The organism is Pseudomonas sp. FeS53a (genome assembly GCF_000931385.1).
GTDB lineage: Bacteria > Pseudomonadota > Gammaproteobacteria > Pseudomonadales > Pseudomonadaceae > Metapseudomonas > Metapseudomonas otitidis.
Genome location: NZ_JYFT01000037.1, coordinates 24,442 through 38,287, shown reverse-complemented (window position 1 = coordinate 38,287; position 13,846 = coordinate 24,442). Strand labels below are relative to the sequence as shown.

Here is a 13,846-nt window from a genome sequence, read left to right as displayed (position 1 = left end):
GACGCTGGGCATGGATTCTCCTCTCGATCCGTTCAGACGCGATCATCACTGCACCCGGCCCAACCTTGTGAATGCGAGCTCAAGGCTCTGGATACCGTTCGGGCTGTTCGAGTGAGTGTGGAGGGGCGGAGCACTATCTACGTTGCAGGCTCGCGGCCTAAGGGTGGGCACGGCTTCCTATCCCTCCCCCGATGATCAGTCGGGGACTATGCCCCTGGGGTGGGGCAGTAGTCGAGATACAAGGGTGGGGCGTGCTTCATCGATCCACCGTTCCCGGGCTGAAGCCTGGGCTACGGTTGGGCCTCGGTGCGGGGGAGATGCGCATCGCGGAGCTCAGCGCATCCTACGGGCGTGGAGGAGGTTGTGTGTGGGTGGGGCGTGCTTCATCGATCCACCGTTCCCGGGCTGAAGCCCGGGCTACGGGTGAGCGTCGGTGTGGGGGGATGCGCATCGCGTAGCTCAGCGCATCCTGCGGGGCGTGGAGGGCGCTATGCGTGGGTGGATCGCGCTTCATCGATCCACCATGCCCGGGCTGAGCCCGGGCGCCGTTGGGCTACAGCCCGTATTGCACGCCGAGCATCAGCGACTGGGCGTTGTACTGGGTGCTGACGTCGCCCGGTGGCAGGCCTTCGATGTCGCCGAAGTGCGCGGTGCGGGTCTGCAGGTAGCGGTAGTCCATGGAGACGGACCAGTGCGCATCCCACTGGTAGGCGACGCCGGCGCCCAGCTGCCAGGTGCCGACGTCGTCGCGGTGGGTGGCACCGAAGGACACGCCGTTGGCCTCCAGGTCGCGGATGGTCAGGCGGGTGTAGCCCACACCGCCACCGATGTACGGCTTGATGCGGGTGAAGCCCTCGGGCATCGGCAGGTCGTACCAGAGGTTGGCCATCAGGCTGCTGCCGGCCTCCTGGCCCTTGCCGTCGATCTTGCCGCCGCCTTCGTACACGCGGTCGGCGAACTGGTCCAGGCTGTTGCGCCGGTAGGCCAGTGCCAATTCCGGGCGCAGGCCGATGGGGGAGCGCCAGCCCACGGCCAGGTCCACGGCATAGCCGGAGGACAGCGGCTGTTCGTAGTCCATCTGCACGAAGTCCAGCGAGTTCTGCCGCAGGTTCTGGTGGGCCACCCAGTTGGCGCCGCCCAGCAGGCTGACGTACAGGCCGCTGTCATCGGCGAGGGCCGGGGTGCACAGGCCCAGCAGCAGGGGGAGGGGAGCAAGGCGTCGAAGCGATAGCGTCATGGTGGTCTCGGTTCGGGGTAGGAAGGGGTCGGTTCAGCGCGTAGCGCGCAGCGGCTCGCGGGTGTCCTGCACCGCGCGGGCTTCGGCCAGGCTTCGCAGGTTGCGCAGGGCCTGGCCCATGGCGGCCTGCAGCAGGCGCCGCACCAGCGGGCGGTAGAGGACGCTCAGCCGCCCCTCGATGCGCGCGGCGTGGACCACATGGGTCTCGGTGCCGATGGGCGTCAGGTAGTGGCTGAAGGTCAGGCGCATGCCCAGCAGGTGGGCGGTGTTGGTGTAGCTGCGCAGGGGCGTCACCTGGGTGATCTGCAGCGGCATCTTCAGGCCGTTCTTCAGCACGCAGAGCCCCTGGGTGCCCACGCGGAAGGGGCCGTCCAGGGTGCATTGGCGCACGTCGGTGTCCCATTGCGGCGCGTTGGCCACGTCCTCCCACAGCTGCCAGATGGTGCTGGCGGGGGCGTTCATGCGCAGTTCCACTCTCACGTCACTCATGGTCTGTTCTCCTCGGGTCGATGGGCCGGCCTCAGGCCGGGTGCGCCTGCCGGCTGAGCACCTGGGCGGTCACGGTGGCGGCGCCGAGCGGTTGGCCGTCGGCCTCCAGCTCGATGACGATGCGGTTGGTCTTGAAGGCCTGGGCGTTGGCCGGCAGCGCGCTCTGCGGCGCCAGGGCCAGCGCCTGCCGGCGGCCGATGGGGCGGGCCAGGGTGAAGTCGAGCACCAGCAGGTTCATGGGCGTCTTCAGCGGGATGCGCAGCGCGCCGTGGGCGATCTGCATGTAGGCCTGCCGGGCGATCTCCAGGAAATACACCATGGAGTGCTGCCGGGGGTGGCCGTCCTCGAAGAACTGCCCCGGCGGGATGGGGCATGCCAGCACCCGCGCCTGCGGGTCGATGTCGCCGACCAGCACGTTCTCCGCGCGGGCCTTGTGCAGCCAGTCCTGTCGCTGGCAGGGGCGTACCGGTGCGAGCACGGCCCCGGAGGGCGGCACCTGGCCGGGGCCCAGTATCAAGGTGCAGGTGCACATCAACTGCTCGTCCTGCATCACCCGCGCGGTGTAGCCGTGGGGGCCGTTCTGCTGCAGTTCGATGTCCACCGGGCGTTCCTTCATCACGTAGCGCTGGAAGCGCACGTTCAGCCCGCGGATGAACACCGCGTCGCCGCGCAGGGCCGGCACCGCGTGCTCCATCAGCTGCAGCACGCCCTCGATCAGCAGGATGCCGGGCACGTGGTCCAGCGGGTGGTCGAAGAAGTACGGATGACCCTCGTCGACCCGCAGGGTGGCGTTCAGGCTCTGCGGGCTGCGCCGCAGCACATGGGTGATCACCGTGTTGCGCTCGCTGCGGCGCCAGCTTTCGCCGGGCGCGCGCACCAGCGGGTCGGGACGGATGGCCAGCAGCTCGCGCAGGGCACGGCTGCGCAGGTGCAGGCTGCTGAGCAGGGTACGGGTGAGGGTGTCGCCGAGGCCGATCAGGTCGACGCCATCCTCCAGGCCCGGTTCGGCGGGGAGCAGTTGCGCCGCCGGCGCGAGTACCGCGGGGGCCGTGTGGGGCTTGGCGAAACGCAGGGTGAAGGCCGCCCGTGGCGTGGCCGGGGCCGGCGGTGCCTGCCAGGTGGCCAGGCACTCGGCCTGCAGCCAGCAGAGCACCCGTTCGCCGTCGCGCACCTCCACCAGCCCCTCGCCGGGTTCGCCCAGCAGGGCCTGGAGCAGGGTGGCGATGCCCGAGGCTTCGGCCAGGTAGCCGGTGAGTGCCTGCAGCGGGTCGTCTGCCGGGCCCGCCTGCACCTGGCAGATGAGCAGGCGGGCGCCCGGGGCGATGCCCAGGCGCTCGGCCGCCTGCTGGCGGTCGGTGGCGGCACTGCCCGGCAGTGCTGCGACGAGCCGCAGCAAGGGCGCCTGGGGGCCGTCGGCCCGGTAGCGCTGCAGGGCCAGCACGCCCAGGCCCTCGCCCTGGGGCACCGGCGTGTCGGCCAGCGCGAGCAGCTCGCTGGCGCCGCTGATGAAGCGGCCCGCGCCCAGCAGCAGGGTGTCGATGCCCCGTTCGAACCAGTGCGGCGCCGCCAGCAAGGTGTGCCAGAACAGCCCCGGGCCGCCGGCCAGGGTCTGGTGGAAGCCACGCAGGTCGAAGAACTTGGCGGGATAGCCGGAGAGCAGGCTGGGCAGCATGCTGGCCACGTCCGCCACCTCGATGCCCGGCGCCGGCCCCTGGCCTTCGCGGTAGTGACGCTCCGCCTCGCTGTAGGCGTTGGTGAAGCGCTCGCCGCCCAGGTTGCAGCACATGACCATGGCGGTGCGGTCCGAGGCGGCGGTGCCGGGCAGGCGCTTGAGCAACTGGCCGACGCGGTCGGTCACCAGCAGCTTGAACGGGTCCACATGGGCGAGGGGGCGGGGGCCCATGCCGTAGCCGTCGATGTCGATCACCCGGTCACTCGCCAGGAACTGCCCGGCCCGCACCGCCACCTGCGGGGCCTGGGCGCCGAAGCGGCCCTGGGGAAAGGGCAGCGGCGCCTGCGGGCCCTGGCGCAGTGCCTGGCCGAACTCGGCGAGGGAGCCGCCACCGGCCAGGGCGGCCTCGGCCTCCACCACCATCAGGTCGAGGCGGATCGGCCCCTCGGAGCGGGCCGGCGCGGGCACCGGTGCCGCAGCGGGCCGGTAGGCTTCGACCACCATGTGCGCATTGGCGCCGCCGAAGCCGAAGCTGGAGAGGCCGATGCGCAAGGGCTGCTCCCCCGCCGCCAGGGCCTGGGGCTGGCCCTCCACCAGGCGCAGGCAGGTGTCGGCCAGCTTGCTGCTGCCGGGGTAGGCCACCTGGGGCGGCAGCGTGCCGTGCCGCAGCATCAGCAGGGCCTTGGCCAGGGACGGACCGCCGGCGGCGGTAAGGGTGTGGCCGATGTTGGCCTTGATCGAGCCGAGGGGAATGGGCCCGGCGACATGGGGGCCGAAGAAGCGCTGCAGCGAGCCGATCTCGGTGGCATCCCCCAGGGGCGTGCCGGTGCCGTGGCTCTCGATGTAGCCCACGCTGGCCGGGTCCAGCCCGGCCCAGGCGCGCTGGTAGGCGGTGTACTGGGCCTGCTTGCCGGGGGTGAAGACCGAGCCTTCGGCGCCATCGGCGGAGAGCCCCAGGGCGCGCATCAGGCCCAGGGGCGTGCGGGCGCCCTCCAGCGCCTGTTGCAGCGGCTCCAGCAGGAAGGCCACGGCGCATTCGCCGGGGACGATGCCGTCTGCCTCCGCGCCGAAGGCCTGCAACTGCGCCCGGGGCGAGAACGCGGTGAGCTGGGAGAAACCCAGGTACAGCGGCGGCGGCATCAGGGTGTTGAGGGCCATGACCACCACCTGCTCCGCCTGGCCGCTGTCCATCAGCCCCTGGGCCAGGTCCACGGCATAGATGAACGAACTGCAGGCGGTGTCCACCGTCAGGGCCGGGCCGCCCAGGCCGCAGGCGTCGGCCAGCCGCGCCACCTGGTCGGCAGGCGTCAGCCCCGGGCGGGGGGTGTTGGCTGGGTCGGCACTGGCGAGGAAGTAGCTCTCGTCGCTCCAGGAGGTGGCGACGATCAGCGCCGTGCGCGCACGCGGCAGCGTGGCGAGCGGTTCCAGCAGCTCCTCCAGCACCGCGCAGCCGATGGCCAGCTGGCGACCGTCGCTCAACTGCTCCGGTTCGTCGCCACCCAGGCCGTGGACCTGGTGCAGGTAGACCCGGTCCTTCTCGCCGGGGCGGGGGTGGTGGATCGCCTCGCGGGCCATGCGCCAGCGTTGCAGCAGGTCCTGCTGCGGGGCGCGCTGGCCCTGGCGGAGCAGCTTCCACAGCGCGTCGATGCTGGGGGCTCCGGGAAAGGTGCCGGCCATGGCGCTGAAGCACAGCGGGGCAGGGGAGGGGGCCGTCATGACGTTCTCCTTGTCGTGGGGCACGCGGGTCAGCCCATGCGTCCGAGCAGGGCGGCGGCGTCCTCGGGACTGCGCCGGGACATCAGCGCCTCACCGGCGAAGGCGCTGGTGCTGCAGGTGCTGGCCATGCGTTCGCACAGGGCGGCGCGGTCGAAGCCGGTCAGGCCCAGTTCGGCGAAGGGGCGGCTGGCGTCGGCGCCCTGTTCCGCCAGCAGCGGTGCCACGGCCTCGCGCAGGCGTTCATCGGGGGCGATGGGCGCCGCTTCGGCGGCCTCGGCACGGGGGCCGTCGGCCAGCAGGCGGGTGACCTGGGCGATGGTCTGCTGGGCACAGACCGCCTCGCTCAGTTCGCTTTCGTGGGGCTTCAGGGCCGGCCACTGGCGGGTGACCAGGTCGAGGAAGTCCAGGCGGATCAGCGAATCCAGCCCCTGCTCCTCGTAGGGTTGGCGCGGGTCCAGTTCGGCGGCGTCGAACCCGGTGATCTCGGCCAGCAGCGCCAGCACCTGACCGGCCACGTCCACGGGCTCGGTCGCCGGGGCGCTGGCGAGCTGGGCGAGCACCTCGGCCGGGCTCTGCAGGTCGAAGAAGTGCTCGGCGTGGGCGCGGGTCTCGGGGAAGGCCTGGCCGAGGGCATCGAACAGGTTCACCCGGCTGAGGGAATCCAGGCCCATCTCGTCGAAGCGCTGCTGCAGGTCGATGTCGGCGGCGGGCAGGCCGCTCATGGCGCTGATCTCCTCGCGCAACCAGGCCTCGTAGCCCGGGGCTTCGGCGGGGGCTTCCGGCAGCGGCGCGGCCGGCACCACCCGCAGCGGGGTCACCGACAGCGGCGGGGCTTCGCGGCGTTCGGCGGCCAGGTCCTGGTGGTTGAGGTAGAGGCTCTGCACCACCTGCTGGTGGGCCTCCAGGTACTGCGAGGTGACCAGCTGGGCCTGTTCGATCAGGCGCAGCAGCACCGCTTCGCGGGCGCTGTGGGACTCGCACAGGGAGTCGATGATCTTGCCGGACAGATCGAAGTAGCTCTGGGCGATCTTGCCGTTGGAGACGATGAAATCCTGAACCACGTTATCCAGTGCCAAGTTCATGGGGTTGACCTCAAAAAGGGCGCGACATTGATCCACGGGCGAGCCGCCACGCTGGGGCGGCTCTCCGTCAGGGAATAAGGGTGTGGGTGGGGGCGGGCGTCAGGCCGTGGCCGGCTCCGGGGCATGCAGCGTCCGGCTGACCGGCAGCGGCTGGCGCACCAGGCCCGAGCGCAGCTGCAGGTAGCTCTCCAGCGCCATGGGTTGCAGGCCCTGGAAGGCGATGTAGCCGTCCGGGCGCACCAGCATGAGGCTGCCGGCCGGGGCGTGGTAGCGCTTGTGCAGCCGCCAGTCCGGGTCGAGCAGGGTTCGCGGGTGGGCCGGGAAGTCGCGGGTGTCCAGGGCGTCCACCACGCAGAAGGCCTGCACGGCGGGGTAGTCCCGTTCGATGCGCGCGGCCAGGTCACGGTAGCCGGGCAGCAGCGGGGAGAACTGGTCCTCGCCGGTGAACACCAGCAGGGTGAAGCCCTTGTCGAACAGGTCGATCAGGTGCTGCTCCGGTGCCCCCGGGTTGGGTTGCCAGAGCGTCACGTCCGGGGCCAGGTGCCCGGCCAGCGGGGCGCGGCCGTGGTACTCGCCGGCGTGACCCTTGCGCGCCCAGCGGTTGCGCTGTCTGGGCTCCAGCGACTGCTGGATGTGCTCGCTGGGGCGGTAGTGGTACTGGTGCCCGGAAATCATCGAGGGCAGCACGCGCTGCACCGCGCGGCGGCGGGTGATGAGCGGCAGCAGGTGGTCCCGCAGCCACACCAGTGGGCGCTTCTGCACGGTGATCAGGGTGGTCAGGCGGTGGGCGGTGTTCTCCACCTCCAGGGCCACGGGGTAGCGCTCCTCGTGGTAGCTGTCGAGCAGTGCGGCATCGGCCAGGCCCTGGTGCACGAAGGCGAGCTTCCAGGCCAGGTTGTACGCCTCGGACACGCCCAGGTTCATCCACTGCCCGCCGATGGGGCTGCCGATGTGGGCACTGTCGCCCACCAGGAACACCGGGCCCTTCTGCATCTGCTGCACGCGGCGGTGCTGGAAGGAGGCGATGGTGGTGGAGCTGAGGTTGGACAGGGTCATCTTCTGCCCGCGCCCTTCGCACAGGCGTTGGAAGTTCTCCAGGGTCAGCGGCGGGCGGTCGGCCTCGTCGGCCGGCAGGTCGTAGGGCATCTCGATGAACAGGCGGTAGCGCGACTGCGCATTGATCGGCGCGACCGCGACGTAGCCCTGGGTGTCGCCGAGGAAGAAGGCGCCTTCGTCCTGGCTGCCGTCCCACTGGATGTCGGCGTCGGCGAGCATGAAGAAGCGGTCGTAGAACTCGCCTTCGAAGGTCAGCCCCAGGTGCTTGCGGATCGGGCTGCGCGCGCCGTCGGCGGCGGCCACCCAGCGTGGCCGGAGGATCTGCTGCGGGCCTTCGGCCGGTTGCAGCGTCACGGTGGCCTGGTCGCCGTCCACCTGCAGGTCGGTCAGCTCGGTGTTCCACTCCACCGTGATGCTCAGCGTGCCCAGGCGCTCCAGCAGGATGGCCTCGGTCTGCGGCTGCGGCAGGCTCAGCAGCATGGGGTAGGGCGCCTGCAACTGGGCGAAGTCGTAGTTGAGGATGCGGCTGCCATCGGACTGCACGGAGAACTGGTTGATGGCGAAGCCCTGGGCCACGGCCTGCTCGGCCACGCCCATGGCGCGGAAGATCTCCAGGGTGCGCGAGTGGATGGCGATGGCCTTGGTGGCGGTGGAGGGGCCGGCGTTCTTCTCGATGATGCGCAGGGGGATGCCCTGCTGGGCGAGGAGGATGGCCAGGGTCATGCCGATGGGGCCGGCGCCGACGATCAGGACGGTGGGCGCGCCGGTGGGCCGGGTGGGGGTCTCGGTGGCGAAGGGTTGGCGGCTCATCGGTCAGTACCAGTTGCGGTAGAAGGGGAAGGTCGCCACGTCCAGCAGGTCGCGGTCACCGGAGGAGTCGCCGTAGGCATAGATGTCGTACTGGGCCAGGTCGCCGACGCAGGCACGCAGGCGGGTGACCTTCTCGCGCTCCACGCAGTTGCGCCCGTCGATGGCGCCGTTGAGGCCGCGCTTGTCGGTGGCCAGGCGGGTGCCGCAGACGTGGTCGAAGCCCACCAGGTTGCCCCAGGGCAGCAGGTAGTTCTCCGGGGAGTTGCTCACCAGCGCGGTGACGTGCCCTTGGGCCTGGTGCCACTTGAGCCGGCGCAGGGCCTCGGGGCGCAGCCAGCGGGACAGGTGCTCGGTGATGAAGAAGCGCGCGTGCTCGCGCTCCTGCTCCACGGTCAGCCCCTTGAGGTAGCGCTCGATGAAGGCCTGCCGCGCGGTCATCAGCGGCACCAGCCCGAGCAGCACGCCGGCCATCTTCGGCAGCAGCGGGACCATGGCCAGCCAGAAGCGCGCCGGGCCGTGGATGAAGCGCATGTAGCGCCAGAAGGTGTGGCGGTCGGTCAGGGTGCCGTCGAAGTCGAAGACGGCGAGGACCGGTCGGTGGGTTTCAGCTTGCATGGGCTCTCTCCTTGAGCGTGAGGATTTCGAAGACGCGGGGCAGCTTGAAGCCGGACAGGTGGCGGGCGAGCAGGGTGTTCAGCTCGCCCTGGGCGACCTCGTCCGTGCACTGCACGGCCAGGTGCAGGACGTTGATGGCCTTGGCGTCGGGCACCACGTAGGCGCGGGCGGCGGTGACGGCGGGGTGGCGCAGGGCGACCGCCTCGATCTCGGCGAAGTCGATCATCTGCGCCTTGATCTTGGAGATGCGCAGGCGCTGGCAATAGAAGAACAGGTGGCCGCTGTCGTCCTGCCAGACCAGGTCCCCGGTGTGCAGCCAGCCGTCGCGGATGAACCGCGCACTGACCTCCGGTTCACCGTCGTAGGCCTCGATCACCATGGGGCCCTTGATCAGCAGCTCGCCGATCTGCCCGGTGCGCACGTCCTCGCCCCGGCTGTTCACCACCCGCACCTGCACATGGCGGATGGGCAGGCCCATGGCGCCGCGCGAAGTCGGTTGCAGGGAGCTTTGCACCAGCATCGGCATGCTCTCGGTCAGGCCGTAGCCCTGCAGCACCGGGCGGCAGCCCAGCAGCTCGCCGAGCTTCTGGCCTTCGTCGGCAGGCAGGTGGCTGCCACCCGAATAAAGCATCAGCTCCGGGTGCAGCGGCGGCGGCGGGGGCTTGCGCTTGGCCAGGCGCAGGTTGAAGTAGCGGATCACGTCCGGCACCAGGCAGGCGAAGCTGACCTGGTGGTCGGCCAGCACCTCGGCCAGGTCGCGGTTGAGCAGGGTGTTGGTCATCAGCAGGGTGGCGCCGATGCTCAGCGGGAACACCAGCATCACCGACAGCCCGAAGATGGCGTACAGCGGCAGCGTCACCAGGTGCACCGAGCCCAGGCCCTGGGGGTGGAAGTGCTCGTGCAGGCCGTCGCTGGACAGGGTCAGGTCCAGGTAGCGGTGGGGCACGCCCAGCGGCCGGCCGAGGCCACGGTAGGTGTACTGCAGCGAGGCGATCGGGTTGCCCTCCGGCAGCGCCAGCGGGGCCGGGGCATGGGTGAGCCCGTCGAGGCGCACGGCGTTGGCCGGCAGCGCCGCCTGGCTGGCGGGGCCGTCCACCAGCAGGCAGTGGCGGATGCCGGCGCGGGCGAAGGTGGCGGCGTGCTCCTCGGCCAGTTCGGCGAGGGTGATGAGGGCCACCGGCTGGGCGGCGTCCATCACCGCGCCCATTTCATGAGGCGTGAGCTTGTAGTTGAGGATCACCGGCACGGCACCCCGGCCCAGCAGGGCGAGGTAGAAGGCGATGAACTCGGCGCCGTTGGGCAACGCCAGGGCGACCCGCTCGCCGGGCTCCAGCCCCAGCGCCGCGAGGGCGCCGTTGCGCAGGCAGGCATGGGCGTGGAGCTGGGCGTAGGTGAAGTCGCTGCCGGGGCTGTCCAGGTCACGGATGGCGCAGTGGTCCGGGTGCGCCTGGGCGATGTCGAGGAAGCGGTGCAGGAAGCCGGGAGGGTGGGAGGTGGGGCTCATGGCAAGGGGAACTCCGTCCGGTATCGAGGGGAAGGCTCATTCGGCAGTAGGAAGGGGGTTCCCGGTTTCCGGCAGGTAGCCGTTCGCCCGGTACCAGTTCAGGGTGTCCGCCAGCGTCTGTTCCACGGGACGGAAGCGGCAGCCCAGTTCTTTTGCGCTTTTTTCGTGGCTGAAGTGGGTCCGGTCGCGTTCGCCGGCCATCAGCTTGATGGTGGAGTTGCTGATCAGCACCGGCTTGCCGGTGATCAGGTGTTGCAGTTCATAGAGGGCGGCGATCACCCGCAGCACCGCCAGGGGAACCTTGCGCTCCGGTGCAGGCAGGCCGCTGACCTGGGACAGGGCCTTGAAGATGCTGCCCATGTCCATGTGCACGCCGGCCGCCAGGTAGCGCTCGCCGCTGCGCCCCCGCTCCAGCGCGGCCAGTACGTGCTGGGCGACGTCGCGGGCATCCACCACCGAGAAGGTGCCGGGGAGCACGCCGGGCAGCTTGCCGTGCATGAAGTCGATGAGGAACTGGCCGGAGGAGGTGGGGCCGATGTCGCCGGGGCCGAACATCCAGCCCGGCAGCACCATGGCCATGCGCATGTCGGGGTGGCTGTGGAGGAATTTGCGCACCACGAGTTCGGAGAGGATCTTGCTGCGGTAGTAGTCGTCGGCACCGGCCTCGGGGCGCGACATGGTCTCGTCGATCAGCTGGCCCGGCTCGCCCTTGAGCACGGCGATGGAGGAGACATGCACACCTCGACGGATGCCGGCCTCGTAGGCAGCGGCCAGCAGGTTCTCGGTGGCGATCACATTGGTGTCGTAGAGCACCTGCCAATGTTTGCCGCCCTTGTAACTGTCGCGGAAGTAAGCGGCGGTATGTATGAGTGCATCGCAGCCTTTCAAGTGAGCGCGAAACTTATCAACTTCCTGCAGGTCTCCCTGAACCAGTTCGACGGGCAGGTCACCAAATTGTTTTCTCGCTTTATCGATGGAACGAACCAGCGCTCTTACTTTGATATTGCGTTGTAAAAGTGCATGTACGGTGTTGTTGCCCAAGAGTCCCGTTGCGCCGGTTACGAATGCACATTCCATTGAAAAAACACCTTGTTTGAACACGTGGGTGAAGGGCTTCCTTTCGCTTGCCAACGGTCTGTCAGATTTGTCCCAGGACGCTGGCGGCGCAGATTGAATACCAGTCGGTATTCAAAAATCAAGCGGTATCCGAATGTGTCAAAACCCCTGTTCATGTAGGGGTTTTATGTGCATAACCTATTGATTTTCATGACTATGTTGTTCGAGTTCGGCATGGACGCCGCTCGTCGGATCAGTGCGTTTGCAGGTTAATTTTTTGTGTCATCGCGCCGGATGCTGGCGAATTGATGACCCGCGCCTGGCGCCGGCGAGGGAATGGCCGGGCGCTGTGCGAGCGCTTCGGCAACCGGTGATAACGCGTTATCACCGGCGAGTTGGTTTTGATACCGGGTACGTCCGTGCCGGAGAACGATGCGTTATGCTGCGCCGGGTCAAAAGGCGGTGAAAGCCTGGTATTGCAGTCGGGGGGATGCAGGGCCGACCGGCATCTTTTCAGAATCGAGGTCTGGAGTTAGCACATTGACCAAAACCAGAATGGGCCGCGAAGAGAAGCAACTTCATACCCGCGAGCAATTATTCGAAGCGGCGACGGAACTTATGGTGAGCAAGGGATATCACGCCGCCAGTGTGAGTGATATCGCCGAGCAGGCCGGCTACTCCAAGGGGGCATTCTTTTCCAACTTCGCCAGCAAGGCCGACCTGCTGGTTGCCCTCACCCAGCGCTTCAAGGGCGTGGAGATCGAGCGCCTTGGCCAGGCCCTGGCCAGCGGGGCGTCCACAGCGGAGTTGAGCCAGGGGTTGCTGATGTACATCGACAACCTGAAGAACAACAAGCCGTGCGTGATCCTCGATGTGGAGCTGCAACTGATCGCCGCCCGCGACGCGGATTTCGCCCAGCACTACCACGACCTGCACCAGGCCAACAGCGAGGCGCTGGGCACGCTGATCGAGCTGATCTTCCACCACCGTGGCAAGCAGGCGCCGATGAGCCGGGAGCTGCTGGCCATGACCTTCACCGCCCTCTCCGAGGGGCTGATGCTGCAGGGCCGGGACGATCCTGCGGAGCAGATCCGCCTGGTGCTGGAGGCGCTGATCGAGAAGGCGCCGGGGTTGCCCGCCAGTCGCTGAAGGGCGGCAGCCCGCCCGAGGTGTCACGGCCGGATCACGGCTTGCCGATCACTCCGCCCCCAACCCCCGCAGGTACGCACAGAGCATGTCCGCCAGCGCTTCGGAGAAGGCATGGATGGCTTCGGCCGTGCGGTGCTGTTCGGAGAAGTTCTTGCCCACGGCGCCGAGGGTGGTGGTGAGCAACTGGCAGGCGAGGGCGCGTTGCTCGTCGGTGGCGGTCGGCAGGGCTTCTTCGACGAAGGTGAGGAACAGCCGTTTGGCGTAGGCCTTGGCCTCCCTGGCTTCTGGGGCGTCGCGGTAGAGCGGGGCGGCGTCGTTGAGGGCGGTGCGCATGTCCGCCTCTTCGCATTCCGAGTGGACGAAGGCCTGCACCAGCTGGCGCAGGCGGGCCAGCGGAGGCTGCTCGCGGTCTTCGAGGATCTGTCGCAGCAGGTCGGTGGTGCGCTGCCATTCGTCACTCTGCAGGCGGAACAGGATGGCCGCCTTGTTGGGGAAGTACTGGTACAGCGAGCCGATGCTCACCCCGGCGCGTTCGGCGACCCGGGCGGTGGTGAAGCGCGCCGCGCCCTCCTTCTGCAAAACCTGAATAGCGGCGTCGAGGATGCTCGCCACCAGCTCGGTGGAGCGGGCCTGCTGGGGCTCCTTGCGCGTGGCGATGCGCGGGTTTCGGCGTTCGGGCATGGGGGCTCGGCGGAATGCGAATGGGTGAATGTGACGAAATCGTCGCATTCTATTCAGGCGCAACGTCGCGCTCAACCTGACCCACGGAGTCGCCATGACCACCCTCACTTCCGCCCCCCTTGCTTCTCTGCTGGACAGCCTGTTCCAGCAGGCCGACGCCCTGTCCGTCGACGACCATCCCGCCCTGGCCGGGCTGGACGGCGCGGCCCTGACCCGGCTCATGCACAGCAAGACCGACTACCTGGAGCTGTATGCCCAGTTGCGCGACCTGCCGCTGCCGGTCTCGCGGGAGACCGGGCGCCTGCTGTACATGCTGGCCCGCAGCAGCGGTGCCCGGCACATCGTCGAGTTCGGCACCTCGTTCGGCATCTCCACCCTGCACCTGGCGGCCGCCCTGCGTGACAACGGCGGCGGTCGGCTGATCACCTGCGAGTTCGAGCCCGGCAAGGTGGCGCGGGCGCGGGGCAACCTGGAGGTCGGCGGCCTGCTGGACCTGGTGGAGATCCGCCGGGGCGATGCGCTGCAGACCTTGCGCACGGACCTGCCCGAGTCGGTCGACCTGCTCCTGCTGGACGGTGCCAAGGCGCTGTACCCCGAGGTGCTGGCGCTGGTGGAGCCGCACCTGCGGGCGGGCGCGCTGGTGATCGCCGACAACGCCGACCACAGCCCGGAGTACCTCGCCCACGTCCGCGCGCCTGCGGGGGGCTACCTGTCGGTGCCCTTCGGCGGTGATGTGGAGCTGTCCATGCGGCTGGGCTGAGGCGGGGCACAGGCGCCGG

The 13,846-nt window shown here is 69.1% G+C and carries 11 protein-coding genes; 2 read left to right on the top strand and 9 right to left on the bottom strand.

Translation table 11 applies throughout. The features are described 5' to 3' along the window. Positions 1–553: 553 nt before the first annotated feature. The 8 genes from SZ55_RS11205 to SZ55_RS11170 form a co-directional block, all read right to left on the bottom strand. Positions 554–1,237: an outer membrane protein gene (locus SZ55_RS11205; protein ID WP_044405569.1), complete on the bottom strand. Its 684-nt coding sequence runs from the start codon at positions 1,235–1,237 to the stop codon at positions 554–556. 33 nt (positions 1,238–1,270) lie between these two features. Then, on the bottom strand, positions 1,271–1,726 hold the full coding sequence (locus SZ55_RS11200; protein ID WP_044405567.1) for an SRPBCC family protein: 456 nt from the start codon (positions 1,724–1,726) through the stop codon (positions 1,271–1,273). A 31-nt stretch (positions 1,727–1,757) separates the two neighbouring features. After that, a complete protein-coding gene (locus SZ55_RS11195; protein ID WP_044405566.1) occupies positions 1,758–5,114 on the bottom strand; it encodes a polyketide synthase family protein in 3,357 nt (1,118 codons plus the stop codon). A 29-nt stretch (positions 5,115–5,143) separates the two neighbouring features. After that, positions 5,144–6,196, bottom strand: coding sequence for an acyl carrier protein (locus SZ55_RS11190; RefSeq protein ID WP_044405564.1), 1,053 nt, complete (start codon positions 6,194–6,196; stop codon positions 5,144–5,146). A 99-nt stretch (positions 6,197–6,295) separates the two neighbouring features. Beyond that, positions 6,296–8,062: an FAD-dependent monooxygenase gene (locus tag SZ55_RS11185; RefSeq protein ID WP_044405562.1), complete on the bottom strand. Its 1,767-nt coding sequence runs from the start codon at positions 8,060–8,062 to the stop codon at positions 6,296–6,298. Positions 8,063–8,065: 3 nt separating this feature from the next. Continuing rightward, positions 8,066–8,677: an HAD-IB family hydrolase gene (locus SZ55_RS11180; protein ID WP_044405561.1), complete on the bottom strand. Its 612-nt coding sequence runs from the start codon at positions 8,675–8,677 to the stop codon at positions 8,066–8,068. After that, entirely contained in the window at positions 8,667–10,181 is a 1,515-nt protein-coding gene (locus tag SZ55_RS11175) for a class I adenylate-forming enzyme family protein (RefSeq protein ID WP_044405559.1), read from the bottom strand. The genes SZ55_RS11180 and SZ55_RS11175 overlap by 11 nt, the downstream gene beginning before the upstream one ends. Positions 10,182–10,217: 36 nt before the next feature. Continuing rightward, positions 10,218–11,258 carry an SDR family oxidoreductase gene (locus SZ55_RS11170; RefSeq protein ID WP_044405557.1) on the bottom strand — a complete coding sequence of 347 codons (1,041 nt, stop codon included), beginning with the start codon at positions 11,256–11,258 and terminating at the stop codon, positions 10,218–10,220. A 534-nt stretch (positions 11,259–11,792) separates the two neighbouring features. Between SZ55_RS11170 and SZ55_RS11165 the strand changes: the two genes are divergently transcribed. Beyond that, positions 11,793–12,386, top strand: a complete 594-nt coding sequence (locus tag SZ55_RS11165; protein ID WP_044405555.1) for a TetR/AcrR family transcriptional regulator — start codon at positions 11,793–11,795, stop codon at positions 12,384–12,386. Between the two features lie 48 nt (positions 12,387–12,434). On the opposite strand, the gene SZ55_RS11160 is transcribed toward SZ55_RS11165, so the two are convergent. Then, positions 12,435–13,067 (bottom strand): TetR family transcriptional regulator, encoded by a 633-nt coding sequence (locus SZ55_RS11160; protein ID WP_044405553.1) that lies wholly within the window; start codon positions 13,065–13,067, stop codon positions 12,435–12,437. Between the two features lie 94 nt (positions 13,068–13,161). Between SZ55_RS11160 and SZ55_RS11155 the strand changes: the two genes are divergently transcribed. After that, on the top strand, positions 13,162–13,827 hold the full coding sequence (locus SZ55_RS11155) for an O-methyltransferase (protein ID WP_044405551.1): 666 nt from the start codon (positions 13,162–13,164) through the stop codon (positions 13,825–13,827). Positions 13,828–13,846: the final 19 nt, after the last annotated feature.